This is a genomic window from Brevundimonas sp., assembly GCF_052436175.1.
In the GTDB taxonomy this organism is placed as follows: Bacteria; Pseudomonadota; Alphaproteobacteria; order Caulobacterales; family Caulobacteraceae; genus Brevundimonas.
The window spans coordinates 1-19,252 of record NZ_JBQVNM010000054.1 but is presented as its reverse complement, the minus strand read 5'-3'; the positions used below and the strand labels follow the sequence as shown (position 1 = coordinate 19,252).

Annotated in this window: 24 protein-coding genes and 1 pseudogene; 19 read left to right on the top strand and 6 right to left on the bottom strand. The window is 67.0% G+C overall.

Going from position 1 to position 19,252, the window contains the following annotated elements; translation table 11 throughout:
• The 5 genes and pseudogenes from ACT6QK_RS11755 to ACT6QK_RS11735 form a co-directional block, all read left to right on the top strand.
• Positions 1-479 (top strand): annotated as a pseudogene (locus tag ACT6QK_RS11755) (trigger factor); the annotation flags it as partial.
• 171 nt (positions 480-650) lie between these two features.
• On the top strand, positions 651-1,592 hold the full coding sequence (locus ACT6QK_RS11750) for a hypothetical protein (RefSeq protein WP_444598010.1): 942 nt from the start codon (positions 651-653) through the stop codon (positions 1,590-1,592).
• An 80-nt stretch (positions 1,593-1,672) separates the two neighbouring features.
• On the top strand, positions 1,673-2,563 hold the full coding sequence (locus ACT6QK_RS11745; protein WP_444598009.1) for a hypothetical protein: 891 nt from the start codon (positions 1,673-1,675) through the stop codon (positions 2,561-2,563).
• Between the two features lie 95 nt (positions 2,564-2,658).
• Positions 2,659-3,306, top strand: a complete 648-nt coding sequence (locus ACT6QK_RS11740; protein WP_444598008.1) for an ATP-dependent Clp protease proteolytic subunit — start codon at positions 2,659-2,661, stop codon at positions 3,304-3,306.
• 72 nt (positions 3,307-3,378) lie between these two features.
• On the top strand, positions 3,379-3,699 hold the full coding sequence (locus ACT6QK_RS11735; RefSeq protein ID WP_444598007.1) for a hypothetical protein: 321 nt from the start codon (positions 3,379-3,381) through the stop codon (positions 3,697-3,699).
• 9 nt (positions 3,700-3,708) lie between these two features.
• Here ACT6QK_RS11735 and ACT6QK_RS11730 read toward each other — a convergent pair whose 3' ends face one another.
• Positions 3,709-4,362: an HAD-IB family hydrolase gene (locus ACT6QK_RS11730; protein ID WP_444598006.1), complete on the bottom strand. Its 654-nt coding sequence runs from the start codon at positions 4,360-4,362 to the stop codon at positions 3,709-3,711.
• Between the two features lie 210 nt (positions 4,363-4,572).
• Between ACT6QK_RS11730 and clpX the strand changes: the two genes are divergently transcribed.
• Entirely contained in the window at positions 4,573-5,841 is a 1,269-nt protein-coding gene (clpX, locus tag ACT6QK_RS11725) for an ATP-dependent Clp protease ATP-binding subunit ClpX (RefSeq protein WP_444598005.1), read from the top strand.
• 75 nt (positions 5,842-5,916) lie between these two features.
• Positions 5,917-6,327: a hypothetical protein gene (locus ACT6QK_RS11720; protein ID WP_444598004.1), complete on the top strand. Its 411-nt coding sequence runs from the start codon at positions 5,917-5,919 to the stop codon at positions 6,325-6,327.
• Positions 6,328-6,331: 4 nt separating this feature from the next.
• Here ACT6QK_RS11720 and ACT6QK_RS11715 read toward each other — a convergent pair whose 3' ends face one another.
• From ACT6QK_RS11715 to ACT6QK_RS11700, 4 genes are read right to left on the bottom strand one after another with little or no spacing between them, the layout of a single operon-like run.
• Entirely contained in the window at positions 6,332-6,880 is a 549-nt protein-coding gene (locus ACT6QK_RS11715) for a DUF1643 domain-containing protein (protein WP_444598003.1), read from the bottom strand.
• A gap of 7 nt (positions 6,881-6,887) precedes the next feature.
• A complete protein-coding gene (locus ACT6QK_RS11710; RefSeq protein ID WP_444598002.1) occupies positions 6,888-7,550 on the bottom strand; it encodes an HAD family hydrolase in 663 nt (220 codons plus the stop codon).
• Positions 7,547-8,350, bottom strand: coding sequence for a nucleoside triphosphate pyrophosphohydrolase (gene mazG / locus ACT6QK_RS11705; protein ID WP_444598001.1), 804 nt, complete (start codon positions 8,348-8,350; stop codon positions 7,547-7,549). Before mazG ends, ACT6QK_RS11710 begins: the two co-directional genes overlap by 4 nt.
• Entirely contained in the window at positions 8,347-9,708 is a 1,362-nt protein-coding gene (locus ACT6QK_RS11700; protein WP_444598000.1) for an MFS transporter, read from the bottom strand. The genes mazG and ACT6QK_RS11700 overlap by 4 nt, the downstream gene beginning before the upstream one ends.
• 89 nt (positions 9,709-9,797) lie before the next feature.
• Here ACT6QK_RS11700 and ACT6QK_RS11695 point away from each other — a divergent pair, with 89 nt between their 5' ends.
• From ACT6QK_RS11695 to ACT6QK_RS11670, 6 genes are all read left to right on the top strand, one after another.
• On the top strand, positions 9,798-10,694 hold the full coding sequence (locus ACT6QK_RS11695) for a D-alanyl-D-alanine carboxypeptidase family protein (RefSeq protein WP_444597999.1): 897 nt from the start codon (positions 9,798-9,800) through the stop codon (positions 10,692-10,694).
• Complete coding sequence (locus tag ACT6QK_RS11690) at positions 10,691-11,200, top strand: DUF805 domain-containing protein (protein ID WP_444597998.1); 510 nt, start codon at positions 10,691-10,693, stop codon at positions 11,198-11,200. The genes ACT6QK_RS11695 and ACT6QK_RS11690 overlap by 4 nt, the downstream gene beginning before the upstream one ends.
• Complete coding sequence (locus ACT6QK_RS11685; protein WP_444597997.1) at positions 11,197-11,679, top strand: hypothetical protein; 483 nt, start codon at positions 11,197-11,199, stop codon at positions 11,677-11,679. Before ACT6QK_RS11690 ends, ACT6QK_RS11685 begins: the two co-directional genes overlap by 4 nt.
• Before the next feature lie 69 nt (positions 11,680-11,748).
• Positions 11,749-12,351: an NAD(P)H:quinone oxidoreductase gene (gene wrbA, locus ACT6QK_RS11680; RefSeq protein WP_444597996.1), complete on the top strand. Its 603-nt coding sequence runs from the start codon at positions 11,749-11,751 to the stop codon at positions 12,349-12,351.
• Positions 12,352-12,355: 4 nt separating this feature from the next.
• Positions 12,356-13,117, top strand: a complete 762-nt coding sequence (gene ygiD, locus ACT6QK_RS11675; RefSeq protein WP_444597995.1) for a 4,5-DOPA dioxygenase extradiol — start codon at positions 12,356-12,358, stop codon at positions 13,115-13,117.
• A gap of 175 nt (positions 13,118-13,292) precedes the next feature.
• Positions 13,293-13,505: a cold-shock protein gene (locus ACT6QK_RS11670; RefSeq protein WP_444597994.1), complete on the top strand. Its 213-nt coding sequence runs from the start codon at positions 13,293-13,295 to the stop codon at positions 13,503-13,505.
• Between the two features lie 111 nt (positions 13,506-13,616).
• Here ACT6QK_RS11670 and ACT6QK_RS11665 read toward each other — a convergent pair whose 3' ends face one another.
• Positions 13,617-15,185 (bottom strand): AMP-binding protein, encoded by a 1,569-nt coding sequence (locus tag ACT6QK_RS11665; protein ID WP_444597993.1) that lies wholly within the window; start codon positions 15,183-15,185, stop codon positions 13,617-13,619.
• A gap of 206 nt (positions 15,186-15,391) precedes the next feature.
• Between ACT6QK_RS11665 and lipA the strand changes: the two genes are divergently transcribed.
• The 6 genes from lipA to rpmF all read left to right on the top strand — a co-directional run.
• Positions 15,392-16,357, top strand: a complete 966-nt coding sequence (gene lipA, locus ACT6QK_RS11660; protein WP_444597992.1) for a lipoyl synthase — start codon at positions 15,392-15,394, stop codon at positions 16,355-16,357.
• 98 nt (positions 16,358-16,455) lie between these two features.
• Positions 16,456-16,911 (top strand): type II toxin-antitoxin system RatA family toxin, encoded by a 456-nt coding sequence (locus ACT6QK_RS11655; protein ID WP_444597991.1) that lies wholly within the window; start codon positions 16,456-16,458, stop codon positions 16,909-16,911.
• On the top strand, positions 16,908-18,023 hold the full coding sequence (locus ACT6QK_RS11650) for an NAD(P)/FAD-dependent oxidoreductase (RefSeq protein ID WP_444597990.1): 1,116 nt from the start codon (positions 16,908-16,910) through the stop codon (positions 18,021-18,023). The genes ACT6QK_RS11655 and ACT6QK_RS11650 overlap by 4 nt, the downstream gene beginning before the upstream one ends.
• Positions 18,016-18,546, top strand: coding sequence for a GNAT family N-acetyltransferase (locus ACT6QK_RS11645; RefSeq protein ID WP_444597989.1), 531 nt, complete (start codon positions 18,016-18,018; stop codon positions 18,544-18,546). The genes ACT6QK_RS11650 and ACT6QK_RS11645 overlap by 8 nt, the downstream gene beginning before the upstream one ends.
• A complete protein-coding gene (locus ACT6QK_RS11640; RefSeq protein WP_444597988.1) occupies positions 18,543-19,061 on the top strand; it encodes a GNAT family N-acetyltransferase in 519 nt (172 codons plus the stop codon). The genes ACT6QK_RS11645 and ACT6QK_RS11640 overlap by 4 nt, the downstream gene beginning before the upstream one ends.
• Positions 19,062-19,173: 112 nt before the next feature.
• A partial coding sequence (gene rpmF, locus ACT6QK_RS11635; RefSeq protein WP_444598011.1) for a 50S ribosomal protein L32 occupies positions 19,174-19,252 on the top strand: 79 nt, incomplete at its 3' end.

Here is a 19,252-nt window from a genome sequence, read left to right as displayed (position 1 = left end):
GCTTCAAGCAGAAGCGCGCCCTGCTGGACCAGCTGGACGAGGCCCATAGCTTCGACCTGCCGCCCAAGATGGTCGAGGCCGAGTTCAACGGCATCTGGCAACAGGTCGAGGCCGACAAGGCCGCCGGTCAGCTGCCGGAAGAGGACGCCAAGAAGTCCGACGACGAGCTGAAGGCCGAATACAAGAAGATCGCCGAGCGCCGCGTGCGCCTGGGGCTGGTCCTGGCCGAGATCGGCCGCGCCAACAACGTGCAGGTCACCGACAACGAGCTGAACGCCGCCATCATGCAGGAAGCCCGCAACTATCCGGGTCAGGAGCGTCAGGTGCTGGACTTCTATCGCCAGAACCCCAATGCCGCCGCCCAGATGCGCGCCCCCATCTATGAGGAGAAGGTCGTGGACCTGATCTTCGGCAAGGCCGAGGTCACCGACACCCCGATCAGCAAGGACGAGCTGCTGAAGGAAGACGACGAGGGCTGAGCCCCGTCGGTCGGCGACCCGCGCGGGCGTCGGCTAAACAAACCGTAATGCCCAATCGCGCCTCGGAGGCTGTACAGGGAAACCTGTCGCGCTTCCGGGGCGCGACGCGTTTCGGACGGGCGCGCTGAGCGTGTTCGACGAAGCGCCCCTCGTTGCTGAAGGTGACTGACGATGTCTGTTCTGGCTGGCCTGATTGTCGCCCTGACCCTCACGGGCGCTGTCCAATCGACGCCGTCGGCGTCTCCCCAGGCCAGACAGGGTTCGGCCCAGGACGCGGTGACTCAGGTCGATGACGTCGAGGTCACCGCCCGCCGTCTCGACGAGCAGGTGCGCAGCTTCGTCAATGAGGTGGCCACGCCGCCCTATGGCCGCAATCTGGCGCGCTGGGACCGCAAGATCTGCGTGGGCACCGCCAATATCGGGCCCCGCTATTCCCAGATCATGATCGACCGGGTCTCGGCGACCGCGCAGTCGCTGGGTCTTGAGGTCGGCGAACCCGACTGCCGGCCCGATGTGATGATCGTCGCCAGCGCCGACGCCGACGCCGTCGCCCGCCGGATGGTCGACGAGAACCCGACCGGCTTCCGTCCGGCCCAGAGCAGCACCGACCGCGGCAGCGCCGCCCTGCGTCATTTCCAGCAGTCCGACGCCCCGGTGCGCTGGTGGCATGTCAGCCTGCCCGTGTCGACGGATACGGGCGACATCGCGGTTCGGTTGACCGGCGAAGAGGCGCCCGTTCTGGCCGTTCGCACGGCGTCGCGCCTGCGCGCCAACGTCCGCGACGACCTCGCGAAGGTGCTGATCATCATCGACGCCAACCAGATGGGGCAGGTCTCGTTCGGGGCGTTGTGCGACTATGTCGCCATGGTGGCCCTTGCCCAGATCGACCCGGAGGCCGACACGCGGGAGTTCCCGAGCATCCTGAACGCCTTCGACGCCTCCAGCGGCGTGACCGCTTTCACCGACTGGGATCGCGACTATCTCAAGGGTCTCTATACCGCGGTGCGGGACCGCGCGACGCCGGGCCAGCAGGTCCGGGACATCGTGCGGGAAGTGGTGGACACCAGTTCGGCCCGTCAGCGCGCGGCCGAGGCCCCGCCCGCCAACAACTGATCCGAAACGGCGTCGCCCCGTCTTGCCACATTGACGGGGACGGGGGACAAACACCCGTCGTCGGCTTCGGAGCGTGAGCCATGTCCTGGGCTGGGTTGATGGTCGCGGGCGCTCTGGCGCTGTCGGGGCAGCAGGACGGTTCCGGCGCGCAGGCGCCTGACACCGGGCCGGTCACCGATCTGGGCGAGATCCGGGCCGACGCGACTCTCGAGCAGCGCGCCCGAACATTTGTGCAGGAAGCCGTGGCGCCGCCCCGGGGCCGGCGGGCGGCGCGCTGGAACAGGGATGTCTGCATCCGCGTCGCCAATATGGACCCGCAGTACGCCCAATTCATGATCGACCGCATTTCGGACATGGCGGCCGAACTGGGCCTGAAGCCCGGCGAGCCCGGCTGCCGACCCAACATCATCATCGCCAGCACCAATGACGGCCCGCTGATGGCGCAAGCTCTGGCGGGGTCCATGGAGGCCGACATGCGGCCTGTACTGGGCATCTCCGATCGCGGTCGGGCGGCTTTTCAGGCCTTCCAGACGTCGGAAGCCCCTGTGCGCTGGTGGCACGTCAGCCTGCCTTATGACGTCGATACCGGAGACCTGGCCCTGGGCATGATGAAGGTGCGGCAGGTGTCGAGGCTCCGGTCCAATACGCGAGAAGATCTGGCCCGGGTGATGGTGATCCTGGACGTCACCAAGATCGGCAGAGTCTCGTTCGGAGCGCTGAGCGACTATGTCGCCATGGTGGTGCTGACCCAGGCGGACCCGGATGCGGAGACCTCGACCTATGACACCATCCTCAACCTGTTCCGCACGGATGACCGATCCGCTGTCCTGACGGACTGGGACCGGGACTTTCTGACGGCCCTGTACAGCGCCTCGCGGGATCGGCCCCGGCAGTCGACGCTGGCGCGCGAAATCGCCGGGCGCATGGCGGACGGGCAACGCAGGCCGGATACGACGGTCGACCAGCCCTAGCCACGCCTTGCGCTACGGCCTGTGCAACGCGATATCTGAACTTCAGGGCCGCCGGTGTTGAGTCGCCGGGCCCGTATCAATCGAGAAAGCCCCCTATGCGCGACCCCATCGAACTCATGAACATGAACCTCGTCCCCATGGTGGTCGAGCAGTCCAGCCGGGGCGAGCGGTCGTTCGACATCTTCTCGCGCCTGCTGCGCGAGCGGATCATCTTCCTGACCGGCCCGTTCGAGGACGGCATGGCCAGTCTGATCTGCGCCCAGCTGCTGTTCCTGGAATCGGAGAACCCGAAGAAGGAAATCTCCATGTACATCAACAGCCCCGGCGGTCAGGTGACCTCGGCGCTCGCGATCTACGACACCATGCAATACATCAAGAGCCCGGTCTCGACCGTGGTCATGGGCATGGCCGCCTCGGCCGGTTCGCTGATCCTGACGGCGGGCGCACCGGGTCAGCGGATCGCCCTGCCGAACGCGCGGGTCATGGTGCACCAGCCCTCGGGCGGATTCCGGGGCCAGGCCTCGGACATCGAACTGCACGCCGCCGACATCCGCTACACCAAACGCCGCCTCAACGAGATCTACGTCCACCACACCGGCCGGACGTATGAGGAGGTCGAGAAGACCCTGGACCGCGACCACTTCATGTCGGCCGAAGAGGCCAAGGCCTGGGGCATCGTCGACCACGTCTATGACAAGCGCGAGCAGGCCGACGCCGACGGTGTGAAGACGCCCGGCAACTGATCCGGCTTCGATGAGAACGGGGAGGGCGCGTCCTGGCGGCGCGCCCTTTTCTTTTGTGCTAGGCAGCCCCCCATGCAGATTACGAGAGACCAGCAGGGCGTCATCGAGGTTGAGGGCGAGACCTATGAATGGGTGCTGCGCCGCCAGCCGCGGCCCGTAGGCGGCAATGTCTGGGAAGGCGTCGCGGTCTCGCTGCGTCACACGGACTTCAAGCGCGAGGCCATCGTGCAGTTTCCGCCGCCGCTGAAGCCCAACGGTCGGCCCGATGTGGAGAAGCAGCGGGTCGATCTGGACGCCGTGCGCAACGCTGTGACCGCGGCCATCGAGGCGGGGTGGGACCCGGCCTCGCGCGGCAAGGCCATGGTCTTCGACGTGGACGCCGACGGCCGCTGAGTTCGACGTTCAGGGCCGGGCGGTGAAGACCCTGAAGCCCAGCTGTTCCGCCGCCGCCAGCATTTCGGTGTCGCCCGAGGTGTCGCCATAGGCGGCGATGATGCGGACGTCGTCGCCATAGGCGGCCCTGAGCCGCCGGACCTTTTCCTCGCCGCGACAATTCGACCCGGTGAAGGCGCCGGTGACGCGATCCTGGCCGTCGAAGGCCATGTGGGTGCCGAGCAGGTTCTCCGCCCCCAGGCGACGGGCGAAGGGGGCGACGGTGATCTCCGGGCTGGCGGTGACGATAACGCGATGGACGCCCTTCATGCCCCAGTCATTCCAGCAGGCGAGGGCGTCGGGTCGCATGAAACCGCTCCAGACGGCTTCGGCATAGCGGTCTGCGTCGGCCGCGACAGTCGCCCGATCGACGCCGCCGAGAAAGGCCCGGACCGCGTCGGCCTTGATCCGGCCCCGGTCGCGGTGGCCGAGATAGGCCAAGGCGGCGGGGACAAGCTTCACCATGCCCATCGCCCATGCCAGCGGCCCCGCGCGCCATTTCAGGAAGGCGGTGAAGCTGTCGTGGGTGGTCAGGGTGCCGTCGAAATCGAAGGCCACGACCTCGCGCGCGCCGTTCGTGCCGAAGATCGTCAGGGTCTGGCGTTCCGGGGGCGCGCTTCCCATGTCACTCATCCGCCGCGATCTCCCGCCAGTGTGCATAAGTTCAGGCCCATCACGAACTGCTCAACCGGGCGGGGTTGTGGCGGGCGTCTGGATGGTTGATTGTCATTTTTTGAAGAGTTTCGCGTCCATGATGGACGAATCGGCGCGAAGCAAGCGTGCCGTTCCGTGGACCTCTCCGGTCTGCGGTGCGCGTAAGATTGAGAAGGGTCCATGACCAAAGCCGCCGGCACAGACGCCAAAAGCACCCTGTACTGCTCCTTCTGCGGGAAGAGCCAGCACGAGGTCCGCAAACTCATCGCCGGCCCGACCGTGTTCATCTGCGACGAATGCGTCGAGCTGTGCATGGACATCATCCGTGAAGAGCACAAGATCGGTTTCAAGAAGACCTCGGACGGGGTGCCTTCGCCGAAAGAAATTCGCGACGTCCTGGACGACTATGTCATCGGCCAGAGCCACGCCAAGAAGGTGCTCTCGGTCGCGGTGCACAATCATTACAAGCGCCTGAACCACGCGACGAAGAACAACGACGTCGAGCTGGCCAAGTCCAACATCATGCTGATCGGGCCAACCGGCTCGGGCAAGACGCTGCTGGCCCAGACGCTGGCGCGCATCATCGACGTGCCCTTCACCATGGCCGACGCCACGACCCTGACCGAGGCCGGTTATGTGGGCGAGGACGTCGAGAACATCATCCTCAAGCTGCTCCAGGCCTCGGACTACAACGTCGAACGGGCCCAGCGCGGCATCGTCTACATCGACGAGATCGACAAGATTTCGCGCAAGTCGGACAACCCCTCGATCACCCGCGACGTGTCGGGCGAGGGCGTGCAGCAGGCCCTGCTGAAGATCATGGAAGGCACGGTCGCCTCCGTGCCCCCGCAGGGCGGCCGCAAGCATCCGCAGCAGGAGTTCCTGCAGGTCGACACCGCCAACATCCTGTTCATCGTCGGCGGCGCCTTCGCCGGGCTGGAGAAGGTGATCTCGGCGCGTGGAGCCGGGGCCTCGATCGGCTTCGGCGCCAAGGTCAAGGAAGTCGACGAACGCCGCATGGGCGAGGTGCTCAAGGAGGTTGAACCCGACGACCTGATGCGTTTCGGCCTGATTCCCGAATTCATCGGCCGTCTGCCGGTGCTGGCGACGCTGGAGGATCTGGACGAAAAGGCCCTGGTCACCATCCTGACCGAGCCGAAGAACGCCCTGGTCAAACAGTACAAGCGCCTGTTCGAGATGGAGAATGTCGGCCTGACCTTCACTGACGACGCCCTGAACGCCGTCGCCAAGAAGGCCATCACGCGCAAGACCGGCGCGCGCGGTCTGCGCTCGATTTTGGAAGGCATCCTGCTGGAGACCATGTTCGAACTGCCCACCTTCGAGGGAGTCGAGGAGGTGGTGGTCAACGCCGAGGTGATCGAAGGCAAGGCCCAGCCCCTGCTGATCTACTCCGAAGCCTCCAAGAAGAAGGCCGACGGCGCGGCGTAAGGCCGGTCGTCATCGCGACATGAACGAGGCCCCGGACCGCGCGTCCGGGGCCTTTTCATTGGGACAAGAGACGCCATGACCCATCCCTCCGATGATCCCGACTTCGATTCGGGCGGCTATGATGTCGACGACTGGTCACGGCTGAAGGCCTTCACCGGGCGGGTGGCGACGCTGGAAGATGTGCAGGCGAAACGCGCCGTCTTCGCCCTGGACGACACAGAGCGGCCGTTTCCGCTGGACATGGACCTGCCTCAGCCGGTGATCTGGTGGGAGGAGGACGGGGAACAGGCGGCGGTGGCCGTCCAGGCCGAATGCCATACCAACGCCGAGGGCGATGAGATGGAGGTCGTGGGCCTGATCCTGCCGGACGGCGGGGCGGCGGTCGCCCTGATGGAGGACATCGACCTGGTGGACGATACGGACCCGACCTGGCGGGCGCTGGTGGAGGGGGCCGTGGACGGGGTCGATCCCGACGGGGACGACTGACTGGTCAGCCCTCCCAGCGCACCAGAGGCGTGTCGGCCCTGAGATACAGGGGGTGTTTGGGGCTATTGTCGCCATTGGTTCCGAAGCACCAGAGGTCGCGGCCGTCCTCCCGCAAGGCCGCGACGAGCGCCTTGCCGGCGGGGGCCAGGGCCTTGTTCAGCTTGCCATGGCAGAGGACGACGCGATCCGCGCCGGCGGCCGCCGCGCGGATGGCAGGCAGGTTGGCGGGGGAGGAGGCCTCGACGCCCGGCGCCAGCAGCATCTTCGGATCGGTGGCGCGGTAGTCGCCGACATTGGCCTTGACCATGGCGTCGAAGCCCTCGCGCCGGGCGAAGCTCCACTCGCGGGCGCAGGTGGGGTCGTTGACCGTGGCGTCGGCGGTGGACGGGTTCATGCCGATGAACAGGATGTAGCGCTCGGGGAAGGCGTCGCCGAGCCAGCGCCGCATCAGCTGCCGATAGCGGCCATCAGGGCTGAAAGTCGCGTCGCCGTTGACCCCGGGCATCAGGGCGAGACGGACCTTGCCGCCGGGATCGTGGAGGTGCTGGGTCATCGGCGTCTCACGCGTTCATGAAGGCCGTGACGGCCGCATAGTCCGGCAGGGTGTGGTGGGCCCCGGCGGCCGATAGCCGGTCGCCGTGCCCGTCGCGGATATGGCCGCCCGCCAGCAGTCCGACGACGGTCATCCCCGCCGCGACGCCGGCCTGAACGCCCGGGATGCTGTCCTCGATGACCAGGGTCCGTTCCGGCGCCGCGCCCATCTCGCGCGCCGCGTGAAGGAACAGGTCTGGGTGGGGCTTGCCGCGCGTCACATGGACCGCGCCGCTGTAGATCGGCCCGGCGTGCTCCATCGCTATGCCCATGGTCCGCAGGCCGAGTTCGATCCAGTCGGGCGGACTGGAGGAGGCGATGCAGCGCGCTTGCGCCAGTTCCGCCATGAAGGCCGCGGCGCCCGGCACCGGCGTCAGGGTGGTTGTCGCCCGCTCGTGGCACAGCCGGGTCCAGTCGCCGAGGGTGGTGTCGGGGCAAGGGCGGCCCAGCCGGGTCTCGATGTCGGGCCGACAGTCCAGCCAGCGGCGGCCCATGTAGCTCGCCAGGGCCTCATCCAGCGTCGTCGGCAGGCCGATGCCGGTCAGGACCTCGGCCATAGCCTGATTGTTCAGCAACTCGCTGTCGGCGACGACCCCGTCGTAGTCGAGGATGACGAGGTCGAACCGGCTCATGCGGGGGCGTTGGCGGCCTTCTCGGCGACCTTGGCCGCGTCCCACAGGGCGTCCATCTCGGTCAGGTCGGACTGATCCGGGGTGCGGCCGTCCTTCGCCAGTTCGGCCTCGATGAAGGCGAAGCGGCGGGCGAATTTGGCGTTGGCGCCGCGCAGGGCGTCTTCCGGCTCGACCTCCAGCTTGCGGGCCAGGTTGGCGACGACGAACAGCAGGTCGCCGACCTCCTCGCGGGCCTTGTCCAGGTCGCCGGCGGCGATCTCGACCTTCAGTTCTGCGACCTCTTCGTGGAGCTTGTCGAAGATCTCTTCGGTCGAGGGCCAATCGAAGCCGACGCGGGCGGCGCGTTTGGTCAGTTTGGCGGCGCGGGCGAGGGCGGGCAGGCCGACGGGGACGTCGTCGAGCACGCCATGCTGGGCTTTCGCCTTGCGCTCCTCGGCCTTGATGTCCTCCCACCGGGCCTTCTGGGACCAGGAATCGGCCTTGGCCTGTTCGTCCGCGAAAACATGGGGGTGGCGTCGAGTCAGCTTGTCCGACATGGCCTCGGCCACGTCATCGAAGGCGAACAGCCCGGCTTCCTCGGCCATGCGGGCGTGGAAGACGACCTGGAACAGGAGGTCGCCCAGCTCGGACTTCAGCTCGGTCATGTCGCCGCGCTCGATGGCGTCGGCGACCTCATAGGCCTCCTCGATCGTATACGGGGCGATGGTCTGGAAGGTCTGGGCCAGGTCCCAGGGACAGCCGCCGTCCGGGTTCCTGAGGCGGGCCATGATGGCGATGAGACGGTCGGTCGAGGCGGTCATGCGGTCTTCGCGGCGGCGGCGTCGCGGGCGTCCAGCTCGGCGCGGATGGCGGCGTGACGGGCGGGGGTGAGAGGGTATTTGTGCAGGGCCCAGGCGGCCAGGGCGATCAGGGCTGCGGGGGCGGCGACGAACATGACCTGAAGCATCAGCAGGGAGGTCGGGCTGTTGCCGCCCGCCGGGGCCACGGCTTGGAAGCCGACCCAGCCGAGCACCGCATAGGGGATGAGGGCGAAGACGTGGCCCAGTTTGGTCGTGGCCGAGAGGATGGAGAACATCAGCCCGGTCCGGTCCACGCCGGTCTCCAGCCGAATCTCGTCGCCGGCATCGGCCATCATGGCGCGCAGCAGGAACAGGCCCGCCGCATAGGGCAGGCCCGCGACGAACATGGCCCCGGCCGTCAAGGCGAAGGACCCGCCCGGCAGCAGGGTCGCGCCGAAATAGAGGCCGGCGAAGATCAGGCTGGCGACGATCAGGGCCTTCGCCTTGCCGATCTTCGTGGCCAGCCAGGCCCAGATGGGCGAGCCGACCAGACCGCCGATGAAATACAGCAGCATGAAGATCGAGGCCTCGGTCCGGCCGTAGCCCTTGATCTGGTCGAAGAAGAAGAAGAGCAGGGCGCCGGTGATGCCCGGGGCGATGCCCAGCAGCAGGTCGGCGACCAGCAGTTTCGACACCGTGGGCCGCTTCAGCAGGTCGAAATAGGCCTTGAAACCGCCGTGGGGCGTGTGGCCCGCATTGACCGGCTCGGGCACCACGAACAGGGCCAGGCCGACGGTGATCGGCAAGAGGGCGATGATGGTCCAGCCCATGATGTGGACCCCGGCGACATAGTCCCCGAGCCCGGTCTGCACGACGGCGGCGGGCAGGATCAGGATGGCGATGACGCCGATGATGTTGAACGCCTGCCACCAGGCATAGACGCGGCTGCGCTGGTCATATTCCGGCGCCAGGACGCTGGCCCAGCCGAGCTGGCCCAGGGTGCCGACCGAGAAGCCGAGGTAGAGGACCAGCAGCCAGATGAACAGGTATCCGGGCCCGGCGCCCGGCTGGACCATGACGAACATCATGAAGGCCGACAGCATCAGGATCGGCGTCGAGGCGGCCATCCAGGGCCGGTAGCGGCCGAAGCGGGTCTTCGTCCGGTCCATGGCCGCGCCGATGAAAGGGTCGAAGACGATGTCGATGGCGCGCACCGCCATGAAGACATAGCCGACCATGGCGATGTCGATCCCGACATGGCTGGCGTAGAACTCCGGCAGGGTGACCGGCAGGGCCACGCCAAAGGCCGCCAGCGGCAGGCAGACGGCGGAGAAGGCGGCCAGCACCGCATTACTGCGGCGTTTCGGGGTCGCGGTCATCGGGTCGGGTTCCTGCCTCGGGCCGGATGAATCGGTCCCGGCTCCACCATCGCAGTTTTGGATGACGGGCGGGAGGGGCGTGTGGGCAGATGGGCCTTGATCCCGACACCGGGGTGCGGCCTTCTGGGCGGATGCTGCTTCGCTTGCTCGCTACGTTCATCGCCGCCCTCGTGTTGACGACGGCCGGGCAGGCGCAGGCGCGGACTTTGGCCCAGGCCACCGACTGCACCGGGTCGGCGGACTGGGGCGAGGCGGCCCTGGCCAACGCCCTGAGCCTGACCACCCTGAGCTGGACGCCGTTCAATCAGGTCGAGACGGGCTGGGAGACCTATATCCCGATGCTGCAACAGGAGATCGGGGTCCGGTGTGATCCGGCCAGCGGGGCCTTCGCGGCCGGGCTGGCGGGATTTCAGTCGCGCTACAACCTGTCGCCGACGGGCGTGTTCGACGCCGCGACCTTCATGGTGTTGAAGGGGCTTCTGCAGGAGCGGCGGCCGTTCGTGATGGCGCGGCTGCGAACCGAATGTCCGGAGCCGCCGCCGTTGAACCAGCTCGCCTATCTGTCACCGGAGGAGGAGCATGCGGATCGGCTGACCCGCCTGCTGCGCCGGGACGTTCTGGACGCCTATCGCCGGATGGCGGCGGCGGCGCGCGCCGAGGTTCCGGCCATCGCCGCCGACCCGGAGCTGTTGCAGATCTTCTCCGGTTTCCGCGATCCCGAGGCCGACGCGGCCCGATGCGCGGCCCAGGGCAATTGCGACGGGGTGCGCCGCGCGGTCTGTTCTTCGCACAGGACGGGGACGGCGGTGGACCTGTTCGTGGGCAAGGCCCCGGGCCTGGGCGTGGATTCCACCGCCCCGGCGAGCCGGCTGCACATGAGCCGGGGACCGGCCTATCAGTGGCTGGTGAGAAATGCGGGGCGGTTCGGCTTCACGCCCTATCTCTATGAGCCCTGGCACTGGGAATATGTGGGGGGAGGGCGATGACCCTCGCTGAGCATCTGCGGCGGCTGCCAGACTTCAGCGGGCGGGACAGGCGGGGCGCATTCTGGCCCTACGTCGGGGTGATCGTTGCGGGCGGCTTGGTGGCGATGGGGTTGGCGATGAGCGCCTTCGTCATTCCGGTTCTGCTCGCCGTCGAGGCCGGCGATACGCCCAACATCCTGGTCGTGATGAGCCCATTTGGCCTCACTGTGCTGGCATTCGTCGGATTGCTCGCGGCCACAGTGGCAAGGCGGCTGCACGATCGTGGATTGTCCGGCTGGTGGGGCTTGCCGCCAGTGCTGCTGTTGATGGTCGGTGTGGTGGCGTTCGGCATGGAGATGAACGCCGTTCTTGCGGGTGATGACATCGAGGACGAGGTTTTCGCCGGCCTGTTCGCCCTGCTGTTCCTGGTGAACGTCCTCTACATCGCCAGTCTCGCGGCCCTGACGATCCTGCTGTGCATGCCGGGGCAGCCACGACCAAATCGCTACGGGCCGCCCCCGAAATGAACCAACGCGCCCTGACCGCCGGCGAAACCACCCTGGCCTGGTCGGTGTTCGGCGAGGCCATCCGGCTGGAGACCGTCCGCATCCTGTCCGCCCCCTGGCCGCTGACACGGGCCTTCGTGCCGGGGTGCTGGTTCGGGCGGGACTGGATCGTCTGGCCGGGAAAACAGGTTCCGGCGGACGCCTCGAAGGCGGCGCTCGGTGTGCAGGCGCTGTTGATCCATGAACTGGTCCATGTCTGGCAGGCCCAGCAGGGCGTGAATCTGCTCGTGGCCAAGATCCGGGCCGGGGACAGCGCCGCCTCGTACGCCTATCCGCTGGAATGCGCAGACTGGACGGCGCTGAACATCGAGCAGCAGGCCAGTCTGATCGAGCATCGGTTCCGCCTGGCGAAGGGCGGCCGGGCGCCTGCGGATGCGGCCTTCTATGACCGCCTGTGCCCATTCCCGAAACAGAGCGTTTCGCCTCGCGGCCTTGCATGAATCGACGGGCGCCCTAAATCGCTACTGACGCTGTTACGGAATGGCGGATTTCGACTTAAGGAGCGCCCCATGGCGAAGGTTCTGGTTCTCTATCATTCCACCTATGGCCACCTCGAGACCATGGCCAAGGCCGTGGCCGAAGGCGCGGGCTCGGTCGAGGGCGTGACCGTCGATATCAAGCGCGTGCCCGAGACTGTGCCGGAAGAGCTGGCGAAAGCCTCCCACTACAAGCTCGATCAGGAGGCGCCGATCGCCACTGTGGACGACCTGAAGGACTATGACGCCATCATCGTGGGCGCCGGCACCCGCTTCGGCACCGTGGCCTCGCAGATGCGCGCCTTCTGGGACCAGACCGGCGGGCTGTGGTTCTCCGGCGCCCTGATCGGCAAGGTGGGCGGGGTCTTCACCTCGACCGCCACCCAGCACGGCGGTCAGGAGTCGACCATCCTCGGCTTCATCCCGACCCTGCTGCACCACGGCCTGGTCGTCGTCGGCCTGCCCTACAACTATCAGGAGCAGATGACGCTGGAGGCCATCCACGGCGGTAGCCCCTATGGCGCCACCACCATCACTGGCGGCGACGGCTCGCGCCAGCCCTCGGACATCGATCTGGGCGGCGCCCGCCATCAGGGCCGGCACATCGCGGAGATCGCGAAGAAGCTGCACGGATAAGACCATGACGCGCCAGCCCGCCCTCTTCTTTGGTCACGGTTCGCCGATGAACGCCCTGGGCGGTCCCTACGGACCGGTCTGGCGCGCCGTGGGTGAAAGCGTGGGCAAGCCGAAGGGGGTGGTCATGGTTTCCGCCCACTGGGAGACCCGCGGGCTGGGCGTCACGGCCATGGAGCGGCCAAAAACCATCCATGATTTCGGGAACTTCGGGCCGGAACTGCAGGCGATGCAGTATCCGGCGCCGGGGTCGCCGGAACTGGCGGCGCGGGTCGCCGAGCTCACCGGGGCGATCCAGACCGACCAGTGGGGTCTGGATCACGGAACATGGTCGGTGCTGGTCCACGTCTGGCCCGAGGCCGACGTGCCGGTGGTGCAACTGTCGTTGAACCGCGATCTGACGGCGCGCCAGCATTATGAGCTGGCGCGTAGTCTGAGGTCGCTGCGTGACGAGGGCTATGTCATCGCCGGGTCGGGCGACTTCGTGCACAATCTGCGGACCTGGAAGCGGGCCGAGGGCGCTGAGCCCTATGGCTGGGCGACGGACTTTAACGAGGCGGTCAAGGCGGCCTTCATGCGGGGCGACCACGATGCCCTGATCGACTGGGTCGGACTGGCCGAGAACGCCCGGATGAGCGTCCCGACCGACGAACACTACCTGCCGGTCCTCTATGTCGCAGCCCAGCAGGAGCCGGGCGAAACCGTCAGTTTCTTCAATGATTCCATCGACGGCGGCTCGATCTCCATGACCGGGGTGAGGATCGGCTGACCGGCGATCAAAGCATCGGACTTGCGTTCGGCGCCCGTATCTGCGCCTATGCCCGCGTCAATATCTAAGCGTCACGCCCCACTTTCGCGCACGCGCTGAGTTCTGGCCGATCCATTTAGACCTGACAGGCCCGAGGGATGTTCCCTTGAGCCAAACGCCAACAGGAGGTCTCAAAATGGCTACCGGCACCGTGAAATGGTTCAACTCCACCAAGGGCTACGGCTTCATCCAGCCGGAAGACGGCGGCAAGGACGTCTTCGTCCACATCTCGGCCGTTGAGGCCGCCGGCCTGCGCGGCCTGGACGACAACCAGAAGGTTTCCTACGAGCTGGAGCGCGACAAGCGTTCGGGCAAGGAATCGGCTGTCCAGCTGCAAACCGTCGGCTAAGCCCCTCTCGGATCGCCTGTGAAAGCAGGCGGGCCGGACAGGTGACAAAATTCAGGGCGGCGGTCGCGATGACCGCCGCCCTGTTTCGTTTTGGCTGGAGAAGCGGGCCGATCAACCGGCGGCGTCGGCCTCGGCCAGCTTCTGGATGGCGACGTAGTCGGTCTTGCCGGTGCCGAGGACGGGCACCTCCTTCACCTTAAGGATCTTCTTGGGCACGGCCAGTTCGGGGGCGCCGGCGTTGCGGGCCCATTCGGCGATGTCGGCGACCTGGGCGGCGTTCCAGTCGGTGACCAGGACCAGCTTCTCGCCCTTGCGCGCATCGGGGATGGAGACGACGGCGTGACGACCCTCGGGCCAGGCGCCCTGGGCCAGACCCTCGACGGCGGTCAGGGAGACCATTTCGCCGCCGATCTTGGCGAACCGCTTCACCCGGCCGAGGATGGTGACATAGCCCTCGGCGTCGATGTTGGTGATGTCGCCCGTGTCGTGCCAGCCGTCCTTGAGCAGGTCGAGCGCCAACGGGTCGTCGCCGGAGATATAGCCCTCCATGACGTTCGGTCCGCGCAGGAACAGGCGGCCGCCGCCGGTGATGCCCTCGACCGACTCCAGCCGGTATTCCATGCCCGGCAGGATCTGGCCGACGGTGCCGGGTCGGTTGCGGTCGGGGTGGTTGACGGCGACCACGGGCGCGGCCTCGGTGGCGCCATAGCCCTCCAGAAGCTCCACCCCGCCGAACTTGGTGTTGAACATGGCCCGGGTCTCGTCGCGGACCTTCTCGGCGCCCGCCACGACGAACTGGATCGTCTTGAAGTCGTCGGGCTCGGCGACACGACCGTACTGGTTGAGGAAGGTATCCGTCGCGAACAGGATCGAGGCCTTCACCTTGGGCAGCAGGTCGGTGATCTGTTTGGCGTGGAGCGGGGAGGGGTATTCGAACGCTTTCATCCCCTGCAGCAGGGGCAGGATGACCCCGCCGGTCAGGCCGAAGCTGTGGAAGGTGGGCAGGGGATTGAACATCACCCACTCGGGCTTCAGCTCGATATGGGCGGCGATCTGGCGGGCGTTGGCGACCATGTTCTGCTGGCTCAGCACCACCCCCTTGGGCGCGCCGAAGCTGCCGGAGGTGAACAGGACCACGCCTGGGTCGGACATTTTCGTGCGGGCGCGGAAGCGCTTCGGCGCGATGCCGGCGGCCAGGCCGAACAGCTTGTCCTGAAGGCCGATGGTGGCGCGCACGTCGTCCAGCCAGGTGATCTCGGCGACCGTACCGAGTTCGGCGATGAGGTCGTCCAGCTTGGCCTGCTGGATGAAGCGCCTGGCCGAGAGGATGCGGGTGACGCCCGCCGTGGACAGAGCGGCCTTGAGATTGGTCTCGCCGGCCGTGAAGTTCAGCATCACCGGCACGCGGCCGAAGGCGTGCAGGCCGAAGAAGGTGACCACCACGCCCATGGACGACGGCAAGAGGACGCCGACACGCTCGCCATTCTTGGTCATGGCGGCGATCTTGCGGCCCAGGACGAAGGCGGCGCGGATCAGGCCGGTGTAGGTCAGGGGCGTGCGGTCCTGATCCTCCAGGATTTCCTTGTCGCCGAACCGCGCCCGCGCCGCGACGAGGGCGTCGAACAGGGGCAGGTCATACAGGGCGGGGTCGAGCGTTCTGGAATAATGGTCCGCAGCCAAGCCTGTCCTCCTTCGGGGCGTTCGGCACGCCCTCGCGTTGAGCCGGGGAACCTAGAGACCTCGCCCGGGAATGAAAAGATGCGTTACGTGGCGTGAGGTCACGTCTCGGGGAGGCGATGTTCATGCACTGAAACGAGGCGTGGCTTGCCTTTGGCGTCGGGACATCCGACATACCCGTCTTGCCCCAAGGAGAGCGTCCGCCCGCGATGGTCACGCTGATCGACACGCTGAAGAAGACGCCGGCGGAACTGCGTCACCCGGAAAAGCAGAATCGGCCGGAGTCGGTCGTGCTGAAGAAGCCCGACTGGCTGCGCGTCAAGGCGCCCGGGTCGGGGCAGTACAACGCCACGCGCGAGATCGTCCGCTCCAAGGGGCTGGTCACCGTCTGCGAAGAGGCGGCCTGTCCGAACATCGGCGAGTGCTGGAGCCAGAAGCACGCCACCCTGATGATCATGGGCGACACCTGCACGCGGGCCTGCGCCTTCTGCAACGTCAAGACGGGCCTGCCGCAGCCGCTGGATCCGGAAGAGCCGGGCAAGGTTGGGCTGGCGGTTCAGCAGATGGGGCTGAGCCATGTGGTCATCACGAGCGTGGATCGGGATGATGTTTCCGACGGCGGCGCCGCCCACTTCGCCGAGGTGGTGCGCCAGATCCGCCTGCAGGCGCCCCAGACGACCATCGAGATCCTGACACCCGACTTCCTGAGGAAGGACGGGGCGGCCGAGGTCATGATCGACGCGCGGCCGGACGTCTTCAATCACAACCTCGAAACCGTGCCGCGGCTCTATCTGAAGATCCGGCCCGGCGCGCGGTACTTCCACTCCTTGCGCCTGTTGCAGATGGTCAAGGAGCGCGATCCGAACCAGTTCACCAAGTCCGGCATCATGGTCGGTCTGGGCGAGACCAAGGAGGAGGTCATGCAGGTGATGGACGACATGCGCTCGGCCGGCGTCGATTTCATCACGATCGGCCAGTACCTCCAGCCGACCCGCAAGCACGCCGCCATCGACCGGTTCGTGACACCCGAAGAGTTCAAGGCCTATGAGGCCATCGCCCGCGCCAAGGGCTTCCTGATGGTGTCGTCTTCGCCGCTGACACGGTCGTCGCACCATGCGGGGGACGATTTCGCGCGGTTGAAGGCGGCAAGGCAGGTTCTAGGTTCTAGGGGCTAGGTTTCAGGGAAGAGCGAGCGGACTCGATCTCACCAGCATCTCTCCCTACGAAGACCCAGACCTCCCTAGACCCTAGAACCTGAAACCTAGCCCCTCCCTTGGCCATCCACCGCGTCACCCGCGTCCTGCCCTATGAGCCCCACCAGCTGGCCGAGCTGGTGGCGGATGTGCGCGCCTATCCGGAGTTCGTGAAATGGGTGACCTCCATGCGCGTCTGGAACACGCGGGAGGAGGCGCCGGGCGTGAGCCTGCTCGACGCCGAGGCCCAGGTGGGCTTCGCCTTTCTGAAGGAGCGGTTCTCGACCTGGGTGCGGCATGACCGCAACCTGCCGCGGGTCGAGGTCGGGCTGATCCGGGGGCCGTTCCGGCACCTGAAGAACCGTTGGGATTTCCACGATGATCCCGGCGGCACGCGGCTGGAGTTCATGATCGACTTCGCCTTCAAGAGCCCGGTTCTGAACGCCATGCTGAGCGCCAACTTCGACCTGGCGGTCGCAAAGCTGATCGAGAGCTTCGAAGCCGAGGCCAGGCGACGGTACGGGATCAGGTCATGACCGCCTTCGACTTCGACGCGACCGTGGTGGGGGCGGGGGCCGTGGGTCTGGCCTGCGGGCGGGCGCTGGCGAAGCGGGGCCTGACGGTTCTGGTGCTGGAGAAGGAAGGCCATATCGGCCAGGGCGTATCCAGCCGAAACTCGGAGGTCATCCACGGCGGGCTCTACTATCCCACCGGGTCGCTGAAGGCGCGGTTCTGCGTCGAGGGACGGCGGGCGCTCTACGCCTTCCTCGACAGCCACAAGATCGACTATCGCCGCTGCGGCAAGCTGGTGGTGGCGACCGAGGAGGCCGAGGTCGAGCGCATCGAGGCCATCTTCCAGCAGGCGACGGCGAACGGCGTCGAGGGGCTGAAGCATCTGACCGGGGCGCAGGCGCGGGCGCTGGAGCCGGGGCTGAACGCCCATGCGGCCATCCTGTCGCCGGAGAGCGGCCTGTTCGCCAGCCACGACTACATGCTGGCCCTGCAGGGGGAGATCGAGGATGCGGGCGGGTCGGTGGTGATCTCCACCCCGTTCGAGCGGGCCGAGCCCCTGCCGGGCGGCGGCTTTACGATAACTGCGGGAGGGGAAGGCGGGACGACCCTGACGACCCGTTTGCTGGTGACGGCGCCCGGCCTGTCGGCCCAGGCGGTGGCGGCGCGGATCGAGGGCTATCCGGCGGCGGACATCCCGGCAGGTCATTTCGGCAAGGGCGTCTATTTCCGCCTGACCGGCAAGGCGCCGTTCGAGCGGCTGATCTATCCGCCGCCGATCCCGGGCGCCTTGGGCACCCATTACCGCAAGGATCTGGGCGGACAGGCCGTGTTCGGGCCGGACCTCGTCTATGTCGAGACCGAGGACTATTCGGTCGATCCGGCCAAGGCCGAGGAGTTCGCCGGCTATATCCGCCGCTTCTGGCCGGGCCTGCCGGACGGCGCCCTGACGCCCGACTACGCCGGCATCCGGCCCAAGCTGCACGGCAAGGGCGAGCCCCAGCCGGACTTTCAGCTGCACGGTTCCGAACACCACGGAATCGAAGGCCTGATGGCCCTGTTCGGCATCGAAAGCCCCGGCCTGACCGGCTCCCTGGCCATCGGCGAGGCGGTGGCGGACAGGCTGACTGATGGATGACGTCACCTTCCGCACGGCGACAGCCGCCGACGTGCCGCTGATCCAGCCGCTGGTGCATCACGCCTATCGCGGCGAGCGGGCCCGCGTCGGCTGGACCCACGAAGCCGACCTGCTGGATGCCGCGCGCATCGACGAGGAGGCGCTGGCCGAGAGCGTCGGGGATGCCGGGCAGGTGATCCTTCTGGCTGAACGCGACGGCGTGCTGATCGGCTGTGTCCATGTGACCGACAAGGGCGACGGACTGGCCTATCTGGGCATGCTGACGGTCGATGCGACGCTCCAGGGCGGCGGACTGGGCGGGCGACTGATCGACCGGGCCGAGGCTGTGGCGCGCGAGGGCTTCGGCGCCCGGCGGATGGAGATGACCGTCATCGTCCAGCGAGCCGAGCTGATCGAATGGTATCAGAGGCGCGGCTATCGCCTGACCGGAGAGACCCGGCCGTTTCCGACGACGGATCCGCGCTTCGGCGTTCCGCGTCGCAGCGACCTAGCCTTTGTGGTGATGGAACGGCCGCTGGCTTGACCCGGATCGTCACCGACCGTCTGGTGCTGCGCGCGGCCGAGCCGGCCGACCTGGAGGCGCTGCACAGGGTGCTGTCCGATCCCCGCGCCATGACCTGGTGGTCCAGCCTGCCGCACGAGACCCTCGAGCAGACGCAGGACTGGCTGGCCGGCATGATGGCCAACGGGCCGGACAACCCCGACTTCGTCATCGAGCGGGACGGCAGGGTGATCGGCAAGGCCGGGTTCTGGAAACTGCCCGAGGTGGGCTACATCCTGCATCCGGATTATTGGGGGCAGGGGCTTGCGCGAGAAGCCGTGGGCGCTGCGATCGGGCATGTCTTCGCCACGACGGACATCCATGACCTGACCGCCGATGTCGATCCGGAGAACGCCGCGTCGATTCGGCTGCTGGAGAGTCTGGGCTTCATCCGCACGGGCTTCGCCGAGCGCACCTGGTGTATCGGCGGGGCGTGGAAGGACAGTCTCTATTACGGGCTTTCGCGGTCGGACTGGCTTGCGCGGTCGCAGGGTTGAAGTCTGTGTCCGATTCAGGCATAAGCCCGCGCTCGCTGGCGGCTCTTAACGGGGGCCGCCGCTGTTGTTTTCGCGCCTTCGTCGGCGCCGCCTAATACGAGAAGAGACGGAAATGGCCGTTCCGAAGCGCAAAGTATCGCCCTCGCGTCGCAATATGCGCCGTGCGCATGACGCCCTGGGCGTCAACGCCT